Here is a 19178-nt window from a genome sequence, read left to right as displayed (position 1 = left end):
AGGTCCGCCTCTGCCGGCTATTCTTGTAAGTTATTAAATTACTTGTTGGTTACGTTGCCTTGCACGTCGCGCGTAACCTTCATGTCGCTAACCGGGATGTAGCCCAGATCCTTAACGTCGGTGCCTTGGATATCGTCGCTCAGCATGTAATCGAGGAACGCCTTCAGTGCGCCGTCTGGCTCGCCCTTCGTGTACATGTGTTCGTAAGCCCAAACCGGATAAGTGCCGGACGCTACGTTTTCGGCCGTCGGCTCTACGCCTTCATACTTCAGCGCTTGAATCGTGTCGTCGAGGTAGGAAAGTGCCAGATAGCCGATTGCGCCAGGCGTTTCGGAGATCAGCTTGCGAACCGTGCCGGACGCGTCTTCCGTGATCGAATCAGGCAGGTCTTCCGATTTCGCGCCGAGCGCGAAGTTTTCGAAAGTTGCGCGGGTACCGGAGCTTGCAGGGCGGTTGACGAGGACGATCTTTTCATCCTTGCCGCCAACGTCCTTCCAGTTCGTTACTTTGTTGGTGAAGATGTCAACCAGTTGCGCCTTCGTCAGGTTGTCCACGCCGACATCTTTGTTGGCGACGGCTGCGATCGATACGACTGCGACTTGGTGATCGACGAGTTCCTTAGCCTTGTCCGCGTCGGCGTCCTTCAGCTTCTCTTCTGCGAATACGTCCGAGTTGCCGATTTGTACGGTTCCTTCGGATACTTGGGACAGGCCGGCGCCGCTGCCGCCTCCGTTGACGGTGATCGTGACGTCCTTGTTCAGGTCCATGAACTTCTTAGAAGCTTGATCGACAAGCGGCTGAAGCGCGGTCGAGCCCGCTGCGCTGAACGCGCCGCTGATGGCTGCGCTGGCAGGCGCGCTGGAGGATGCGCCGTTGTTGCTTGCGTTATTGGAATTGTCGTTTTTGCCGCAGGCAGCGAGCGAGATGCCAAGCGCGAGCGTCGTCAGTACGAGCAGAGATTTTTTCAAGAGATAGAGCCCCTTTCAAATTGTGTTTATATTGTTTGCTCTCAAGCACATCTCTGATTCTAGCGACCAATCGTCAATGTTGTATTCGGGTATTGTTAACGCAATGTAAAAAATGTCGAACGTTAATATTTTTCTTCCGGAGATTCGTTCATCTGCGCTGCGAGCTTGGCGACTTGCGCAGCAATCTGCTCCGACATGACCGACGCTTCGCGCGATGCGGCCGCGAGATGCTCCGTGCCTTTTGCGTTTTCGGAGCTGCGCGTCCACAGCCGGTTAAACGTGTCCTCCGTTTTGTGAACTTGCAGCATTCCGCGATCGGCTCCTTCCTTGCCTTCGCGTACATGCGCGGCGGCGGCGGCGGCGGAAGCCGCCATCCCGCTCAGTTGCTCGTGGATCTGGCTGGCCTGGGACTTGGTCTGGTCGGCGAGCTGGCGTACTTCCTGCGCGACGACGGAAAATCCGAGACCGTGCGAGCCTGCCCTGGCCGCTTCGATCTGCGCGTTGATCGCGAGCAGGTTGCACTGATCCGCCAGCTGCGCGATGATTTTGGCGATGCCGACGGTGTCCGATACTCTGGCGAGCAGCTCGTCCACCGAGCTGGCCTGGCGGTCCGCCGTCTCCGTCCACAGGCGGAACAGTCCCAGCATCTGAGTCAAATCCTGCTGTCCGTGCTCGGCCAGCTCCGCAATCTCTAAGCTGCCGGTGCGGGATACCGACGCTTCGCCGGCAAGACGGTCGACCGATCCCCGAATGTCGCGCAGCATCCGTTCGGCTCCGCGTACGGTCGACATCTGGCGTCCGGCAAGCTCGCGCCGCAGCAGCCTCGAGAGCTGCAGCATGTCGCTTACCGTTAGGACGCCTGTAAAGGCACCTCCGCTCGTCATCATCACCGCATCGTAAATCCGCTCCTCGTCCCGCGACATGGCGCGGTCGATCAGCTCCTGCGGCGACAGGTCGGTCTCGGCGATCATCGCCTTGCTATCCATCAGCTTGGTTACGGGCTTGTCCGCGAACAGCGGCATGCCGTACAGCGAGCCGATCAATTTAAAGAAGCGATGACGCATGACGATGCCTGCCGGTTCGCCCGTCGTCTTCACGACAGCGACGCACTCGAGCTCATGGCGCCTGCGGAATAGCTCGGCCATCTCGCCGCAAGTCTGCTCCGGCGACACCTGCGGGCAGGAACGAATCCACTCCGCAAGCACGACGGACGGGTAATGCTTGGCGAATTCGACCGGCTCGACTTTTTGAACCGGCACGATTTCGGAAAGCTGCGTGCTTCGTTCTTCCGTTTTTAAGCGGGGCGCCTCTTCGGCAGCCCGGGATTTCGTCTTTTCTAATAGAAGCAAACTCATGCTCCCAGCCCCTTATCCGCTGATCTTGACCCGCTCAGTTTATCAGCGGCTTGTCAACACGGCGTTAGAAGAACAATGGAGAAATGTAAATTATCCCTTTTTTAATGAACTTCGTGATGACAGCGAATTCATTTTGAATGATACCGCATACATCGATTAACCAAACTTGACAGCCTTTGGATGGACCTTTAACATGGATGTAAGCTTAGTTTCCGGCACGGCCGGAGAGCGGGGGAACCACGTTTTGGGGCGAATCGAGACAGGATCGCAGGAGATCCGGTCAGTAGGGTACCATCTTACCCGAGTCCGTCAGCTAACCTCGTCAGCGTTTGAAGATGGGTCCATTAGATTTTCTAAATTTCATTTAGAATCCGCGGCCCTTCAGGTTTGAAGGGTCTTTTTATTTTCTGCCAGCGGCCCATCGCCGGCGTCCCCCCTCTCGCCGTTGTTCGGAAGAGCAGAATAACTTCATGGAGGGATTTGAAAACCTATGACTATCGCATCGCGAACAAAGGCTGTTATTTTCGATTTTGACGGTACGATCCTCGACACCGAGACTGCATGGTACGAAGCTTTTAAGTCCGCATACCGGGAGTACGAGGTGGACTTGTCCCTGGACATGTACGCCGGCTGCATCGGCACGAGCCTTCACAAGTTTAACCCCTATGAATATCTGATCACCGATCTCAAGCTGCCGATCGACCCGGATTTATTCCGCGAGTCGGTGCACGAGCTGCACGGCAAGCTGATGGAACGCGAAGAAATGCGACCCGGCGTTCTTCATTTCCTCAATAGCGCGAAGGCGGCCGGACTCAAGATCGGTCTTGCCTCGAGCTCTCGCAGGGAATGGGTCGAGACCCATCTCAAGAAGCTGGGCATCTACGACTACTTCGATTGCATCCGCACGGCCGACGACGTCAGCGAAGTGAAGCCGAGCCCCGAGCTTTATTCGCAAGCTCTGCGTGCGCTCGGCGTGTCCGCCCTCGAGGCGATCGCGATCGAAGACTCGCCTAACGGCGCCAAAGCCGCCGAAGCCGCGGGCATTCGCTGCATCGTAACGCCTAATCCGTTGACCGAGCGTCTTGAATTCGGCGGCTGCCTGCGCCGGGTCGAATCGCTGTTGGAGCTGGATTTTCATCGAATCGTCAACGAGGCGGTTGCCGGCTGACCCCTTATATTTTCGCAATATTCTTACTATTTAATTCAAAAAATGATAAAGGGGAGAGGTCATTTGAGTGTTCGCTATGAAATTGTCGCTGCAAGGCATACTGAAAGGACATCCGCAAGAGCCTATCCGCGTCCGCGCAATCAAAAGCCGTTGGCCGTGCACTTCGGTGCCGGCAACATCGGCCGGGGATTCATCGGCATGCAGCTGTCAAAGTCGGGCTACGAGGTGTGCTTCGTCGCCCGCAACGAGACGCAGATTGCCCGCCTGAAGCAGCAACAGCAATATACAGTGACTTATGCGGACGAATCCGAACAGACCGAAGTGGTTCGCAACGTTACCGCCGTTCACATCAAGAATGGCGAGGAAGTCAAGCGCCGTATTCTCAACGCGGATATTTTAACCACCGCCGTAGGCGCCGCTTCGCTGCCGGCGATCGCCGCGACGATCGCCGCAGGCTTGGAGCTAAGATTGGCGACGCACAGCCATCCGCTGTATATTATCGCATGCGAAAATGCGGTCAGAGGAAGTACGCAGCTTAAAAAGCACATTTACGAAAAATTGTCCGCGGAAGGCCGCGCCCGCGCAGACCGCAGCGTTATCTTCCCCGATTCCATGATCGACCGCATCGTTCCCGCGCAGCCGAGCGACGATCCGCTCGCAATCAAGGTCGAGCCCTTTTACGAATGGATCATCGACCGCCATCCGCTGCGGCCTGACTTTCGCCGCATCCGCGGCGCCATTTTTGCCGACAAGCTCGAACCTTATATGGCGCGCAAGCTGTATACCGTCAACACGGGGCATTGTGTGGCCGCTTATCTGGGGCATCGGTCAGGTTGCCGTACGCTCCAAGAGGTGCTGAGGAGCGCGCCGCTGCGTCTCCTGGTCCGGCAGACGCTGGAGGAGACCGGGGAACTGCTCGTCCGTAAATACGGTCTGGACCGCGACGAGCATCGCCTTTATATCGACAAAACGCTGGAGCGCTTCGCCAATCCCGCGATTGTAGACGACGTCACGCGGGTAGCGCGTTCGCCGCTGCGCAAGCTGTCGCGCGGCGAGCGAATCGTTCGTCCGCTGCTGGAGGCGCATGAGCTCGGACTGGCCGTGCCGCATTTGACAGCCGCCGCGGCTGCTGGGATTTTGTACCGGTACGCCGGCGATCCGGAGTCCGTTCAGCTGCAGGACGCGCTGCGTGAGAACGGATTGTCCGCATTTATCGCGCAGCACATGGGCATTCCGGCCCGGCACGCGCTTCATGCCGAGCTTATCGCCGCCGTAGGCGAGCTGCGCACGCAAAGCGCAAGTCGCTTAAATAGCGCAAGTGACGCAAGTAGCGCCCATAGCTAAGACGTTAAAAGGAGCTGCACTGGCAGTCCGCGCGAGGCGGACAGTCAGGCAGCTCCTTGCGTATGATACGGCGGCTTTCCGTTCAACCTATCGGTTGTCCACCTTTTCCGGGTACAGATCGTGGTTCAGCAGCCGATGCTCGGCCATCGCCTCGTATTTGGTGCCAGGCTGTCCCCAGTTGCAATAAGGATCGATGGAGATGCCGCCTCTTGGCGTAAACTTCCCCCATACTTCGATATACCGGGGCGCCATCAGTTCGATGAGATCGTTCATAATGATGTTCATGCAGTCCTCGTGAAAATCGCCATGGTTGCGGAAGCTGAACAAGTATAGCTTAAGCGACTTGCTCTCCACCATCTTCACGTTCGGAATGTACGAGATATAGATCGTCGCAAAATCCGGCTGCCCTGTCATCGGGCACAGACTGGTGAATTCAGGACAGTTGAACTTGACGAAGTAATCCCGGCCCGGATGCTTGTTGTCGAACGATTCCAGCACCTCGGGCGCGTACGTGCTTGCGTATGAAGTGCCCTGGTTGCCGAGGAGCGATACGCCCGCCAGCTCTTCTTTGCTTCTTCCCGCCATGATCGCGGCCTCCTTATACGCCTTTCTTGTTCCCCCAGATCCAGGTGTGCAGCTGGGGCAGTACGTGTACGTCTCGCAGATCCGGATCGGCGACGACTCGATCGACCAGCCATTCATAACGCGCCAGCAAATAGGGCAGCAGCTGCTTGCGATCCTGCTCGTCGAGGCTACCGTTGCCTGCCTGCAAATAAAACGGAATGCCGGGAAAGCGCCGATGCACGTCAGCTGCGTAGGCCAGGTCATCCTCGTCAAAGACGACAACCTTTAGGCTGAAATTGCGGCCGCCCTGCGCAAGACGGGCGACGATTCGCTCTAGCGCAGCCCAATCGGTCGTCATGCCGGAGCTCGGCGGCTTGGGCGATATCGTCAACTCGTCGATCTCCATGAACCAATCCTGCCATTTGCTGCCTTGCGTCTCCAGGGCGACGACCGCTCCCGCCGCGCGGAGCGCGCCGAGCAGCGCCCCGAGCTGCGGCAGCAACGCGGGATTGCCGCCCGACAGCGTCACGTGATCCGGTGCGGATCCGTCGAGCGCGGTCAGCTCTCGTACAACATCGTCCGGGCTCATCAAGCGGATGTCGTCTTTGCCGGTGCCGTCCCATGTGAAGGCCGAATCGCACCAGCTGCACCGGTAGTCGCAGCCGGCCGTGCGGACGAATCTCGTCTTCCTGCCGATGACCATGCCTTCGCCCTGAACCGTCGGACCGAATATTTCCATCACCGGAATGCGAGCCGCGCGGCTCTCCTGCGGACTCGGCGCCTGCTTAAGCACGCGCGTCACCCGCCGGTCTCTTGAATACTTTAGGCCATGGCCGATAGACGCAGTAGCTGGTCGGCGTCTCCCTTAAGAACACCTGCAGGCAAACGGCATGATTCGGCCGCCCGTCCAGATGGCTCTGCACGAGCTCGCAGATCGTCTTTGCCACGACCTCCGTCGTCGGAAAACGATTCGGATCCTCAGCATTGAAGCTATCCGTATCGTCATTCAGCAAAGTATGGTCGAAGCGTGCATGAATGAGCGTCTTGATATCCGAAAAGTTTACGAGAAATCCCGCTTCATCCAGCGTGTCTCCGGCGACGGTGACATTGACGAAGTAGGTGTGACCGTGTATTTGACTGCATTTGCCTGCTGTCTCGGCTGGTATGAAGTGCGCAGCGGCAAATTGAAAATCCTTGTTAAGCTCATAGCGATACGGATGCGGGACGACCGGATAGATCTGCTGCAGCATCAGCGTACGCCCTCCTTTGCGGCTTCGCCAAGATAGATTGCCAGTCCGTTTGCGCGAAGCTTGCAGGCAGGGCACTCCCCGCATCCTGCGGCCGGAATGCCGTTGTAGCAGGTCAGCGTGCGATCTCTGACGAATTCAAACGCGCCGAGCCGGTCGGCCAACGCCCAGGTCTGCGCTTTGCTGAGCCACATGAGCGGCGTATCGATGACAAACGGATAGTCCATCGCCAGATTCAGCGTCACGTTCAGAGATTTGACGAACACGTCGCGGCAGTCGGGATACCCGCTGAAATCCGTTTCGCAGACGCCGGTCACGATATGCTTGGCACCGACTTGCTTGGCCAGCACGGCCGCGAAACTGAGGAAAAGCAAATTGCGACCGTCGACAAAAGTCGTTGGCAGCTCGCCCTCTTCCTGCTTGATCTCGATGTCGCTGCGGGTCAGCGCATTCGGCGTCAATTGCCCGAGCAGCGACATATCCAGCAGGTGATGGCGTACGCCGAGCTCTGCCGCGATCGTGGCGGCGATCTCCGTCTCCAGCGCATGCCGCTGACCGTACTTGAAGGTGACGGTCTCCACCTCGGCGAAGTTTTCCTTCGCCCAGAACAGACAAGTCGTACTATCCTGGCCGCCGCTGAATACGACGACCGCTTTTTCCTGTTTCATCGCTGCACTCTCCTAGTTGGGCATCAGGAGAGAGGTCTCTGAATTCCCGAAGCTAAAGAAACGGCGCGAAGCGGGCCTATAGCCGCTTCGCGCCGAACGTCAAAAACGACAGCGCCCATAGCGAGCCGCCGCTTTTGCATAGTTTTTTATAGAGGGAGTTCGCGAACCTCTCCCGGCGCTGCCGGCCGTCCTTGCAGAACAACCTCGCCCGGATTTAATCTTTAGTTGTACGGTAGGTAATATACCACACTCGGCCAAACCCCCGCCAGCAACTTCTAAGCGGCTGCCACATGTAAAATACTGGAGTGCGAAAACAGGACGATACATTTATTCGATTCATCCCACTATCCCATCCGCTCAGCGGTGCACTTCGATCGCGCATGTCGTCCCATTATCCCATCGGCTCAGTATTGTACTTCGATCGCGCATGTCGTCCCACTATCCCATCGGCTCAGCGGTGCACTTCGATCGAGCATGTCGTCCCACTATCCCATCGGTTCAGATCAGGCCGCTCTCCGCAAGCTGAACCGATGGGATAATGGAATGGCAAATTAAAAATGACTATGCCGTTTAGCGTACGACGGTCTCATTCACGATTCAGACAAATGCAGGAGCTCGCTGACAGTTACGAGCCTATAACCTTCATCCGTCAATTCATTGATTAAAATCCGAACGGCTTCGATGGTTTGGGACCTGTCGCCAAAGCCGTCGTGAAAGAGCAGGATGCTTCCGCATCCGACGTGCTTTCGAGTGGCTTCGAGAATATGATCGACGCCGGGCGTGCCCCAGTCTTTGGCTTCTCCGTTGAGCGCGCCTATGACGCGATAATTCAGCCGGGACGTAATCGCGTGGACGTCCGAGCTGTAATCGAGGTAAGGTGGACGCATCACGGCGGGACGGACGCCTGTAATTTTTGTAATCAAGCTGTCCGTATCGAACAGCTCGCGCTCGCATTCGTCCAATCCGATTTGCGTCATATAAGGATGAGTATAAGAATGGTTCCCGATCTCATGGTTCCTGGCATGGACCTCCATAGCGGTCTCGGGATAAAGCGCCATTTGTTTACCCATCATGAAAAACGTAGCGCGCCCGGAAACCGCATCGAAAAGATCCAGCAATTGCGACGTATATATGGGATGCGGACCGTCGTCGAACGTAAAAGCAACCGCTTTTTGCGATGTGGGAACGCGGCGTATCACTTCCACCCTTCCATCTACTCCTCTCTGTCATTCCTTTGACATACGGTCCGGTATGGGCGAGGCTTGCATCCCTCTGCCGCATACCGGAACCGACGTTATAAGCAACAGGTGCTTCTTTGGCTTCTTTGGCTTCTTTGGCTTCTTTGGCTTCCTTAGCTTCTCGCTCTTACGGCGCCATTAGCTTCAGTTCCCCGAAGGCGGACGTATTCGTCCAGTTCGCAGAATCTCCGGCCCATACTGTCTGGCTTTGCCTGCCGTTGCCATTGTCCTCGTCATTGTTCGCTACGTCAAAGCCGATGATCATCCCCGCGGACGGCGTGATCCCCAGCGAAGTCCATGGAATCGCCAGCTCCACGCTATATCCGCCGGTTATTGTAGCCCATGCATGCTGCACGCCGTTCGTGAGGCTTCGCCCCTCAAACAAGGCGCTGTCGTTCCAGCCTTTAATAAATTGCCTGTCAAAGCTGTCGTAGATCGTGCCCTTGTTATGATCGCCGTCGATATAAATCTCGACGGAATCGTCGGCATAGGGCTCAGGCGAATTGTTGTACAGGTCGGCGTCGAGGACGGTGATTCCGACGTACAAATAATTGTCGTCCCATAACACCCCGAACTTTGTCGTGTTGTTGCCGGTCCCGCTCACGTCTTTGCTCACTTGTTTGGCGATGGCCCATGCCGTTTCGCCCAGCGAGCCGTCCACCTGGATAGCGGCGCTTGTTTTGGCGACGGAGAGCAGCGTGTAGGACGCATCCATCGTGACGCTGGCCGTGTTGCTCGCCGCCGATACGTTGTTTTCCGCGTCTTTCGCCTTCACATGAAACGTATAGCTGGCTTCCGGCGTCAGCCCGGTGACCGTATAGGTCGTCGAAGCGACGGATGCAACCAAACTGGTACCGTTATAAACGTTGTAGCCGGTCACGCCGACATTGTCCGTCGAAGCCGTCCAGGACAAGGTCGCTGTCCGGTCGGTGTGAGCGGGCACTGTCAAATTCGCAGGCGCTGTCGGCGGCTGCGTATCTCCGATCGAAACGGAGGATAGCTGCAGGCTACCGAAAGCGGACGTATTCGTCCAGTTGTCGTTCGTTCCCGCCCACATCAGCTGGCTCTCGCGGCCGGTGCCGGTATCCGTGTCGTTGTTCGCCACGTCGAAGCCGACGGTCAAGCCGGCGGTCGGCGCAAGGCCGAGCGAGCTCCACGGAATCGCCAGCTCCACGCTGTATCCGCCCGGAATCGGCGCCCATCCATGCAGCACGCCACTCGGCATCGTTCTCTGCAGCCAGAGCGTGCTGTCGTTCCAGCCCTTTACATACTGCTGGTCGTAGCTGTCATACGTCGTACCCTTATTGTTGTTGCTGTCGATATAAATCTCGATCGAGTCATCGTAATAGGGCAGCGAAGAGGTGTTGTACAGATTGCCGTCGAGGACTTTGACGCCCACGTACAAATAATTGTTGTCCCACAAGACGCTGAATTGGGCCGTATTGTTCGGCGTGCCGACGATCGCTTTCTTGATTTGCTTGAACGCGGACGCCGACCAGCCTGCTTCGTCAAGCGATCCGTTCACGGTTACGGCGGCGATCGTCTTCTTCGCCTGATACAGATACGGATCGGTCGTGACATTTAGCGCGGCGCTCGCCGCGGACACGTTGCCTGCCGCATCCTTCGCTTTCACGCTGAAGGCATAGGCCGTATTCGCCGCGAGCCCGGTCGCGGAATACGTGTTGGTCGTGACTGTCGCGATCAAAGCCGAGCCCTGATACACCTCGTATTGGGTGACGCCCACATTGTCCGTCGATGCGTCCCATGCCAGGTCTGCCGTCGTCTCGCTCTTTGACGTCAGGCGCAAATTGCCGGGCGCCGTCGGCGACGCAAAATCGCGGTCGCGAACGACTTTTACGTCATCGAATTCCACGCTTGTTTTGAAGGCGTACAGACCGATTTTACCGGAGGTAAGACTCGTGTCCGTAACCGACAATTCCTTGAACCCGTTCACATATAATTCCAGCGTGCTGTTGTTCAATACTGCCGTGAACGAGTATACGACGTTTGTCGTCATGATGTAATTTTTCGCGGTCAGAATCGTGATGATCCCGTTCACCGATTTCCCGATCTGCAGCTTGCCCGCCTTGACCCGGAAGTAGTAAAAGTTGCCCGGGTCCTGATAGCGAGCGGTAATTCCGGCAGCCAGGTCGCTGTCGTTCTGCGTAAGTTTAATATTCGTTTCCACGCTGTAATTGGTATACGCGCTTGCATCGACAGTGCTGAACGAATCGACCGTCGGCCAGGACGATTGTCTATAAACCTTGGATCCGCCCGACGTTACGACGGACCAGATCCCGTTCACGGAGGTCCAGCCGTCCGCAACACCATCCTGAAAATCGTCGCTGAAGGCGAGCGTGCCCGGACCTGCCGAGGTCGTCGCGGCAAGCGTATTGCTCGCTGCAGACGTACTGCCTGCGGCGTCGAACGCACGAACCGTAACCGAGTAGGTTCGGCTCGGAAGCAAGTTCGTAAGCGTGTATGTCGTACCCGAGGTAGCGGCCACCTGCTTGGAGCCGACGTACAGGTTGTAGCCGACGACGCCGGACATATTGGACGGCGGGCTCCAACTCAGCGTGAGGCTCGTGAGCGTAGCCGATGTCATCGTCAGACTTGTCGGCGGCGCCGGCGGAGACGCCGTCGTCACGCTTATCGCATTGCTCGCAGCCGACAGATTGCCCGCGCCGTCTTTGGCTTTTACCGTAAATGAATAAGTCGTGTTAGGCGTTAAGCCGCTTACGGTATAGCTGGTGCTCGAAGGCGTCGTGGTGGCTCCGACATAAGTGCCTCCGTTATAAATGTTGTAGCCCGCCACGCCGGTATTATCGGTCGAAGCCGTCCAGGACAGGTTGACGGTCGCCGACGTATGCGACGGAGACGACAAGCTCGAAGGGGTCGACGGCGGCTCCGTATCGGTCCCTTCGCTCATCAAGGTATCGCCGTAATAAACGCCGTTGCCGTTCGTTCCGATATATACGCGCCCCCACGTCTGACGGTCGCCTTCCATCGTATTGGCTTCGTCGCCGATCGCGGGGTCGAGCGCGTCGATCTTCACCCAGGTGGCGCCGAAGTCGTCGGAGCGGAAAATACCGACGGTATTGTCCACCTTGCCGTATACGAAAACGGTAGGATCCGGAGCGCCGAGCTTGTTTTTACCGAATGCGAACAGCGTCGCCTGCTGTACGTTCGGCACCTGCGTCCAGGTATCGCCCGCATTGCTGGAGCGCCACAGACCTCCCGCATCCAGGCTTGCCCACAGTTCTCCCGCCTTGCCCGGGGCTGCCTTAAGGCTGAAATACGCGGGCGTCTTGCTCAGCGATACCGGTATTGTGGAAGCAAGCCCCCAGGAAGCCCCACCGTCCGTGCTGCGGAACAACTTCCACGTCCCGCGTTCCAACAGATAAAACGTATTGTTATTGACGCGGTCGGACGCCAGCGGCTGGTACCAGACCCAGAAATCGTGCACGGCTCCGGACGGCGCGCCCGTGCCCGGCGTCCACGACTGTCCCCGATCGGTCGAATAAAGCGGGCTGCCGTACTGGGGCACCCAGACCATCGTCTCGCTGCCGGCCGATACGGCGATGCGGCCGGCGATTCCCGGCGAACTGGTAAACGCCGTCCAGGTCGCCCCGTTGTTGGTGCTGTAGCCCCCGCTTGCCGTGCTGGCATATCGCGTGGTGCCTACCCGGGCGATGAAGTTCGGATTGCTCTCCTGAAAATCGATGGAAACCGTATCGCCCATCGTCGGGCCCCCGAATTTGGCGCTTGGAAACGCCGTGAGCGACGTATGGCGCATGCCGTCGACGTCCGCGTGACCGCTCAGCAGCGGCGCGCCGATCGGCGTACTGCGCAGGGCGAACGTCACCACTTCCTCGTGGCCCTCTTCGTACGTATACCAATGGGAAGGACTTGCCGTTATATCGTCCGTACGCCATGTGCCGTAGAAGTCTGTCAGCCACACCCGCTTCGGATCATGGGGATCGATGGTCAAGGTGGACGTATTGGCGGCGAACCAGTTACTCGTCCACCAAGGAACGTTTTGATGCTTGACGAAGGTAATCTGCGTCCAGTTCGTGCCGCCGTTCGTCGACCGGTAGATCGGCGCCGGCGTGTTGGAGCCATCCTCGATGGCCGTCATCACGATGTTCGGGTTGGTGGGATCTACCGTAATGCCGTTGTATCTTCCTGCCGAAGGCGGCGTTATATCGGTCCAAGCCCCGCCCGCGTACTTGGCAACGCCTGTTTCATAAGTGACGTACAGGGTGCCGCCGGCAAGGATAGCCCGACGAGGCGTCAGCGGGCTGCCGTTCATCAGCGCCCAGGACGCGCCCCCGTCCGTGCTTCGGTAAATACCGGTGCCCTTGACGCCGACATAGATCGTTTGCGTCGCGGCGCCCGGAGACCCCGTACTCTTGTCGAACAGCACGAAGTTGAGTCCGGTCGGATCGGCGCCGACGGTCGGGAAGCTCGTCACCTGCTGCCACGAGTTGTTGCTCGCGCCGGACGTGCTCTTCCAGAGCCCGTCGTACCGTGTTCCCATGTAGACGATCTGACCGTCGTTCGGATCCACGGCAAGCCGTTCGCCCAGATCCCGGCCAGACCCGTTGCCGTAATGTCTGGGGCCGAAGCCGGTCGGCGTCCACGTGGCTCCCCGGTCCGTCGACTTCAGAATGTCCGCCGGCGCTCCGACATAGTTGTATTTGCCCGCTGCGACGTACACCACGTTCGGATCCGACGGATCGAGCGCAATGCTGTCAACGCCGTAGTAATTGTATTTCTCGCGTGGAACCGCATTCAAAAGCGGGATCCACTTCTGGTTGGCCGCGTCCCAGCGCAAGGCGCCGCCGACGTCGGTGCGAATATAGACAAGATCCGGCTCCGTCGGGTGAATGGCGATTCCGGTTACGAAGCCGCCTCCGCCGATGCGCACATTTTGCCAATTGTAAGCTTCAGGTTGAGCGGCATTGAGGGATTTAACATTGAACAGGAGCATACCGATTAGAAAAAAGAGCATCAAAACAACGCGCGATTTCCATCTTTTCGATAATTCCAAGCCGATCATCCCAATTCCCTCCCATAATGGATATCCACATGCCCGACTTACAGCGTTCATCCCCCCTTTGCGTAATTTACTTTTTGAGAAGAGATATGGCTGCGGCAGCCTGCGCTGGCCAAGAGACGCCGGCAGACTGCCGCAATGCCTTCCATTCGTTTAATGCTTTATTTGCGAACCGTCGCGTACCAGGCGTTGATTTCGTCGTAGCTCGTTTGGCCGCCCGCCTTTTTGTATTTGTCCGTGAACGCGTCGAATCCGTTCAGCTGCTCGGCGCCGACGATCACTTTGACGGCATAATCGTTGACCATCTGGCCGAGCTGCGCGTCTTCCTTGGAGTAATCCGGCAAATAAGGCGCCAAGCCCAACGGATTTTTCTTGAACGCTTCCGGCTTCTGCTGCTTGTTCAGCGCTTCCCAGCCCTTGTAGAGCCGCTCGTCCTTGCGAACGCGGGCCTGCCAATAGATCGGATAATTTTTCTCGTCGATGCCTGTCAAATAGTTGCTGGCCGAGCCGCGCTCGTCATTGAAGATCGGCAGGATCGGGTAGTAATTTCCGTCCTTGAACGTATGGTGCGTGCCCTCGAGGCCGATCGCCATGTTTTTGAACGTGTCCGGGTCCAGCTTGGCGTCGATCCATTTGATCGCGTCTTCGGGATGCTTGGAGGACTTGGGCACAAAGGTGATCCGGTCGAAGCCGGAGGACTGGGCCAGACCTACCTGGCCGTCCTTGCCTGCCAGCGCCGGAATGTACGCATACGTCGCGTCGGGGAAGTTTTTCTTGAGCGCATCGTCGATCTGGGGAATGTCGGCCCAGTGCAGCACGATGACGCCCGCCTTGCCGTTCGTGAACTTTTCCTTCACCGTCGCGTCCTTGTTGATCGCGAACTCCTGATCCAGCAGCCCTTGTTTGTAAAGATCGGACATGTACGTCAGATATTCCTTGAACGATGGATTCATGGCGCGGGGAATCAGCTTGCCGTCCACGTCGTTCCAATCGTTGACGATGCCGAAGGCGCCGACGAGGTTGTCGACCATCGGAACGTCGCCCTTGATGGCCATCGGGATGTTTTTGGCGCCGTTGCCGCCGGGATCCTTTTCCTTGAACGCCTGAAGGACGGCCGTCAGCTCGTCGAGCGTCGTCGGCACCTGCAGGCCCAGCTTTTCCAGCCAATCCTTGCGGATCATCAGGCTCGTGCCGACGGATTCGATCGACCTCGTCGGAATCGCATAGATTTTGCCGTCTACCTTGGCCATCTCCAGCGTCTCTGCGGACAGCGACGCTTTGATGTTTTTGCCGAATTTTTCGATGAGCGGCGTCAGATCGACCAGCGCGCCTTTTTTGGCATAATCGGCATAGATCGCTTTGGAGCTGCTGTCTCCGCCCGTCGATACGATGTCGTACGGCTCGGAGGAAGCGATCAGCAGATTGAGTTTGTCTTCCGGCTTATCCACCGGGAGCGCTTCGTAATTCACTTTGTAGCCGGTCTTCTCTTCCAGCATGGCGGCGATCGGATCTTTCTCGAAGTTGGGACCGAGGCGCATAAGCGCTTTCAATTCGGGCTTGGCAGCTTCGCTTGTCGACGGGGACTGACTTGACGGCGCAGAGGCGCTATTCTGCGCATTGCCCGCTCCCTCGCCGTTCGATCCGCAAGCGGACAGCAGCATGAGGCTAAGCGTCGCAGGGAACGCGACCCATTTCATCGATTTTTTCATCTCTTTTTAAAACCTCCCATGAATGTTTGCGATTTATCATTAAGCGGCGGTTTTTTCCGCCGGCGTTAATGCAGTGTCAGCCTTTGACGGAGCCGATCAATACGCCCTTGATAAAATACTTCTGCAGAAACGGATACACGAGAAGAATGGGGACGGTAGAGGCGACCACTGTAGCGGCCCGGATGCTTTCCGGCGACATATTCATCAGATCGTCCGCCGACCTGTTGATCGCGTTCGCCGTATCGTTCTCCATCACGACGTCGCGCAGATGCAATTGCAGCGTTTTGAGCGCAGGATCGCTGATGTAGAGCATCGGACTGAAGTAATCGTTCCAAAACCCTACGGCATAGAACAAGGCGATCGTGGCGAGAACGGGCATGCTGAGCGGTAAAATGATGCGGAACAGAATCGTATAAGACCTCGCTCCGTCGATCCGCGCCGATTCCTCAAGCGCTTCCGGAAGCCCTTCGTAATAGCTCTTGATGACCAGCATGTTAAAAACGCTGATCATCGCCGGCAAGATAAGCGACCACAGGCTGTTAATCAGATGCAGCTCGCGAATCAACAGGTAATTGGGAATGAGCCCTCCGTTGAACAGCATCGTGAAGACGAACAAGACCATGATGGCGGAGATGCCGGGCAGCTCCCGCTTGGACAGCGGATAGGCGGTGATGGCCGTCACCAGGATACTGAGCAAGGTCCCCACCGACGTCACGATGACCGAAATGAGGAAGGCCTTGCCGAATGCGTAAGAGGTAACGACGTTGATCAGCGTATCGAGCTGAAAGCCGACCGGCAGCAGGTCCACGCGTCCCGACACGAGTGCCCAATCCGAGCTGACGGATTTGGAAAATACATGGATCATAGGCAGCAGCGTAACGAGTCCCAATCCGATCAAGAAGCCATAAACGAAGATATCCAGCACCCAGTCGCCAAACGTTCTTTTATGAATGTGCATGTCAGCTCTCCCTTACCAGATTCCGCGCTTCAGCACTCTCTTGCTGAACCAGTTGCCGGAGACGACGAGAATGAAGCCGACGACCGAATTGAAGAGGCCGACCGCGGTGCTGAAGCTGTAATCCATCTTGCCGAGGCCCGTCCGGTAGACAAAGGTGCCGATGACATCGCCGGACTCGTAGACGGTCGGATTGTACATCGTCAGGATCTGCTCCGTACCCGCATCCAGCACGATGCCGAGTCTTAAAATGAGCATCAGGATGATCGTCGGCAATAACCCGGGAAGCGAGATATGCCACATCTGCCGAAGCCGGCTTGCGCCGTCGATCGAAGCCGCTTCGTATTGCTCCTGCTCGATGCCGGCGAGCGCGGCGATGAAGATGATCGCGTTCCATCCGATCTCCTTCCAGCCCGCCGTGAACACGACGACGCTTCGGAACACGCTGTTGTCCATAAAAAACTTGATCGGTTCCCCGCCGAACCATTGAATGACGGAATTGACGAGGCCGTCGGAGGGAGACAGGATGGTCATGAATAAACCGGAGATGATAACCCAGGACAAAAAGTGGGGCATGTAAATGATCGTCTGGACGGTCCGCTTGAACGCCGTGAAGCGAATCTCGTTCAGCAGCAGCGCGATGAGGATCGGGATCGGGAACAACAGCACGATCTTGTAGATGCTGATGAGCAGCGTATTCGCGAATACTTGCATGAATTCCGCAGAATGCATGAGCTTGCGGAACTGCGTTAGCCCCACCCATTCGCTTGCCGAGATCCCGTCAAAAATGTTGTAATCCTGAAAAGCGATCACGATGCCGTACATGGGAATATATTTGAAGAGGAGCAATAACAGGAGCCCGGGTACCAGCAGCAAATAAGTATCGATGTTGCGCCATACCATTCGCCGTCTGCTCTCGCGCTTTCGCAAAACGTGGGTCCGTTCTGCCTTTTCCTTCAATGGGGTAATCATTTCGTTCATATCATAGTAGCACCTCCTGCACTTATGGCTTCATTCTACCTGCAGGAGGATGCGCGATGTAGATGGCAATCCGACACTTTCTCGTCGTATCCTACTAAGTTAGGTGCTCAGTCGCTGCCTTCAGACGAATGGTCACGACCGTCCCCTCGCCCGGACGGGAGAAGACCGCAAGTCCGTATTCATAGCCGGCCATCAGCTTGATCCGCTCGTTCACGTTGTATAGTCCGTACGAGCTGCCGCCGCCTTCGGAACGCTCGGATGGACGCGATTCGGACAGCAGGCTGGCAGCCAGCCGCTCCTCCATGCCGATCCCGTCGTCCGAGACGGCAATCTCAAGCTCGTCGCCGTTCCGGTGCGCGCGAATGCGGATGGTTCCGGGGTTGCCCTTGTTCTTGCGGATGCCGTGCAGGAGCGCATTTTCGACGATAGGCTGCAGCGTCAGCTTCGGAATGAGGCATGCGTTCGCTTCCGGCTCCGCTTCGATGAAAAACGCGAACGTGGAAGGAAACCGCTTTTGCTGAATTTCCAGATAGACGCTTGCAAGCTCCAGCTCGTCCGCCAAGCATACATAATCCTTTCCCTTGTTCAGGCTGAGCCGGAAATAGTCGGACAGACTTTCGATCATGTGGCTGATATCGTCGGCATCGCGGGAGATCGCAAGCCAGTTGATCGTGTCCAGCGTGTTGTAGAGGAAGTGCGGATTAATTTGCGCTTGCAGCGCGCGAAGCTCGGCCTCCCGCTCCAGCATTTTCGAACGATAGGCTTCCTCCATCAGATCCTTCACCCGATGCACCAGGTGATCGACGACCCGCTCCAGCAAATAAAAGTCGCCCCCTGTTGCCGTGCGCGGCTCTTCCAGCCCTTCGACGCCTTCCGTGCGGATCGTCTTGACGACCGACTTGATCCGGCGGTTCATGCCGTTGATGACGAACGCCAGCAGCACGAACACGAGAATCAGGAACATGACGGTCATGCCGGCGATCGTCGCGATCCCGGACCACTGGCTAAGCGCGGTCGTACGGTGCGTCAGGCCGGTCTTGGGCACCTCCAGCACGAGCCGCCAATCCGCGGTTTTGATAGGCGCGAGCACCTCGAACAAATCGACGCCGCCGTCGGACCGTTCGAGGATGCCTTCGTCGGGCTCGCTCGCGAGCGCGGACCTGGTGCCGATTAAGTCGCGCTCCGGGCTGTAAATGACAGTCCCGATGCGGTCCATGATATAGACGCGGCTTTGCGCGGGAAAATCAAGCTCGGAAACGATGTCCGCGACCATCTTCTCGGGAACGTCGAGCATCAGCACGCCAAGCGTCCGATCGAAATCTCGCGGATGCCTAAGCATCCGGACACAGGAAAAAATCCGCGCCGGTCCAGCGTCCAGATAGTTTTCCTCATAAACGCCCGTCCAAACGACGCTGCCCCCCGCGTTCAATACGTCTTCGCGCCATGGACGATCTTTTAATTCTTCCAGCGGAAAAAGATTCAACAAATCGAAGCCGTATAGATTATTCGGATCGGTAAAAAGGCGCGCCCTGACGATATCGGGCGCCGTTTGCACCGATTCGAGCAAGTTGCGCAATTCCTTCGATTGATTGATGCGCTCGATAATCGGATGAGCGGGGTCCAGGCTCTCATACAGCTTATGGTTCATGAATAGGGAATTGGATGAATTTTGCACGTAGTCGAGCCGCGAGCTCAGATTAATCCCTGTCTGCTTCAACGTCTGCTTCATGGTCTGAGTCACCTCCTCCTGCAAAATCCGGGAGGACTGCTCATAATAGACGAACAGCATGATGCAGGCCGGCAGGAAAATCAGAAGCCCGTAAGCGAGCATCCACCTTCTGGCCGCCACGAAACCTTCCCACAGCTCGAACGCGCGGCTCCTTCTTTTTCGCGGGACGCTTCTCACCGGCTCAACTCCTTTA

General features: G+C 57.2%; 14 protein-coding genes and 2 riboswitches. Of the genes, 2 read left to right on the top strand and 12 right to left on the bottom strand.

The window, feature by feature from the left end; all coding sequences use genetic code 11:
- Positions 1-38: 38 nt before the first annotated feature.
- Both ACFOTD_RS24945 and ACFOTD_RS24940 read right to left on the bottom strand, forming a co-directional pair.
- Positions 39-968, bottom strand: coding sequence for a phosphate ABC transporter substrate-binding protein PstS family protein (locus tag ACFOTD_RS24945; protein WP_378122652.1), 930 nt, complete (start codon positions 966-968; stop codon positions 39-41).
- A 122-nt stretch (positions 969-1090) separates the two neighbouring features.
- On the bottom strand, positions 1091-2323 hold the full coding sequence (locus tag ACFOTD_RS24940; RefSeq protein ID WP_378122651.1) for a methyl-accepting chemotaxis protein: 1233 nt from the start codon (positions 2321-2323) through the stop codon (positions 1091-1093).
- Positions 2324-2515: 192 nt separating this feature from the next.
- Positions 2516-2667, top strand: a riboswitch (cyclic di-AMP (ydaO/yuaA leader).
- A 146-nt stretch (positions 2668-2813) separates the two neighbouring features.
- On the opposite strand from ACFOTD_RS24940, the gene ACFOTD_RS24935 reads away from it, so the two are divergent.
- Together ACFOTD_RS24935 and ACFOTD_RS24930 are read left to right on the top strand one after the other, a co-directional pair.
- The gene (locus ACFOTD_RS24935; protein ID WP_378122650.1) at positions 2814-3491 is read left to right on the top strand and encodes an HAD family hydrolase; all 678 of its coding nucleotides are present in this window, start codon (positions 2814-2816) and stop codon (positions 3489-3491) included.
- 156 nt (positions 3492-3647) lie between these two features.
- Positions 3648-4835 (top strand): mannitol-1-phosphate 5-dehydrogenase, encoded by a 1188-nt coding sequence (locus tag ACFOTD_RS24930; RefSeq protein ID WP_378122679.1) that lies wholly within the window; start codon positions 3648-3650, stop codon positions 4833-4835.
- Between the two features lie 87 nt (positions 4836-4922).
- On the opposite strand, the gene queF is transcribed toward ACFOTD_RS24930, so the two are convergent.
- The 10 genes from queF to ACFOTD_RS24880 form a co-directional block, all read right to left on the bottom strand.
- Positions 4923-5420, bottom strand: coding sequence for a preQ(1) synthase (queF, locus tag ACFOTD_RS24925; RefSeq protein ID WP_378122649.1), 498 nt, complete (start codon positions 5418-5420; stop codon positions 4923-4925).
- A 13-nt stretch (positions 5421-5433) separates the two neighbouring features.
- On the bottom strand, positions 5434-6138 hold the full coding sequence (gene queE / locus ACFOTD_RS24920) for a 7-carboxy-7-deazaguanine synthase QueE (protein ID WP_378122678.1): 705 nt from the start codon (positions 6136-6138) through the stop codon (positions 5434-5436).
- A gap of 46 nt (positions 6139-6184) precedes the next feature.
- A complete protein-coding gene (gene queD / locus ACFOTD_RS24915) occupies positions 6185-6649 on the bottom strand; it encodes a 6-carboxytetrahydropterin synthase QueD (RefSeq protein ID WP_378122648.1) in 465 nt (154 codons plus the stop codon).
- A complete protein-coding gene (queC, locus tag ACFOTD_RS24910; RefSeq protein ID WP_378122647.1) occupies positions 6649-7314 on the bottom strand; it encodes a 7-cyano-7-deazaguanine synthase QueC in 666 nt (221 codons plus the stop codon). Before queC ends, queD begins: the two co-directional genes overlap by 1 nt.
- 132 nt (positions 7315-7446) lie before the next feature.
- Positions 7447-7490: riboswitch (PreQ1 riboswitch) on the bottom strand.
- A 414-nt stretch (positions 7491-7904) separates the two neighbouring features.
- Positions 7905-8513 (bottom strand): polysaccharide deacetylase family protein, encoded by a 609-nt coding sequence (locus ACFOTD_RS24905; RefSeq protein ID WP_378122677.1) that lies wholly within the window; start codon positions 8511-8513, stop codon positions 7905-7907.
- 166 nt (positions 8514-8679) lie between these two features.
- Positions 8680-13614: a sugar-binding protein gene (locus tag ACFOTD_RS24900; protein WP_378122646.1), complete on the bottom strand. Its 4935-nt coding sequence runs from the start codon at positions 13612-13614 to the stop codon at positions 8680-8682.
- Positions 13615-13772: 158 nt separating this feature from the next.
- Positions 13773-15320, bottom strand: a complete 1548-nt coding sequence (locus ACFOTD_RS24895) for an extracellular solute-binding protein (protein WP_378122645.1) — start codon at positions 15318-15320, stop codon at positions 13773-13775.
- A gap of 76 nt (positions 15321-15396) precedes the next feature.
- Complete coding sequence (locus tag ACFOTD_RS24890) at positions 15397-16278, bottom strand: carbohydrate ABC transporter permease (protein ID WP_378122644.1); 882 nt, start codon at positions 16276-16278, stop codon at positions 15397-15399.
- Positions 16279-16290: 12 nt separating this feature from the next.
- Positions 16291-17247: an ABC transporter permease gene (locus tag ACFOTD_RS24885; protein ID WP_378122676.1), complete on the bottom strand. Its 957-nt coding sequence runs from the start codon at positions 17245-17247 to the stop codon at positions 16291-16293.
- A 103-nt stretch (positions 17248-17350) separates the two neighbouring features.
- Positions 17351-19162, bottom strand: coding sequence for a cache domain-containing sensor histidine kinase (locus ACFOTD_RS24880; protein WP_378122643.1), 1812 nt, complete (start codon positions 19160-19162; stop codon positions 17351-17353).
- Between the last annotated feature and the right edge of the window lie 16 nt (positions 19163-19178).

The sequence above is a fragment of the Cohnella sp. GCM10012308 genome, from assembly GCF_042649185.1.
In the GTDB taxonomy this organism is placed as follows: domain Bacteria; phylum Bacillota; class Bacilli; order Paenibacillales; family Paenibacillaceae; genus Cohnella.
Note: the sequence above shows the minus strand (reverse complement) of the source record. Positions and strands in the feature narration are given on the sequence as shown.

Bases quoted from the DNA above. Each gene is read 5' to 3' on its own strand.
- ACFOTD_RS24885 (WP_378122676.1), bottom strand. From the start codon at position 17,247: ATGATTACCCCATTGAAGGAAAAGGCAGAACGGACCCACGTTTTGCGA.
- ACFOTD_RS24900 (WP_378122646.1), bottom strand. From the start codon at position 13,614: ATGATCGGCTTGGAATTATCGAAAAGATGGAAATCGCGCGTTGTTTTG.
- ACFOTD_RS24935 (WP_378122650.1), top strand. From the start codon at position 2,814: ATGACTATCGCATCGCGAACAAAGGCTGTTATTTTCGATTTTGACGGT.
- queD (WP_378122648.1), bottom strand. From the start codon at position 6,649: ATGCTGCAGCAGATCTATCCGGTCGTCCCGCATCCGTATCGCTATGAG.
- ACFOTD_RS24890 (WP_378122644.1), bottom strand. From the start codon at position 16,278: ATGCACATTCATAAAAGAACGTTTGGCGACTGGGTGCTGGATATCTTC.
- ACFOTD_RS24895 (WP_378122645.1), bottom strand. From the start codon at position 15,320: ATGAAAAAATCGATGAAATGGGTCGCGTTCCCTGCGACGCTTAGCCTC.
- queC (WP_378122647.1), bottom strand. From the start codon at position 7,314: ATGAAACAGGAAAAAGCGGTCGTCGTATTCAGCGGCGGCCAGGATAGT.
- queF (WP_378122649.1), bottom strand. From the start codon at position 5,420: ATGGCGGGAAGAAGCAAAGAAGAGCTGGCGGGCGTATCGCTCCTCGGC.
- ACFOTD_RS24940 (WP_378122651.1), bottom strand. From the start codon at position 2,323: ATGAGTTTGCTTCTATTAGAAAAGACGAAATCCCGGGCTGCCGAAGAG.
- queE (WP_378122678.1), bottom strand. From the start codon at position 6,138: ATGGAAATATTCGGTCCGACGGTTCAGGGCGAAGGCATGGTCATCGGC.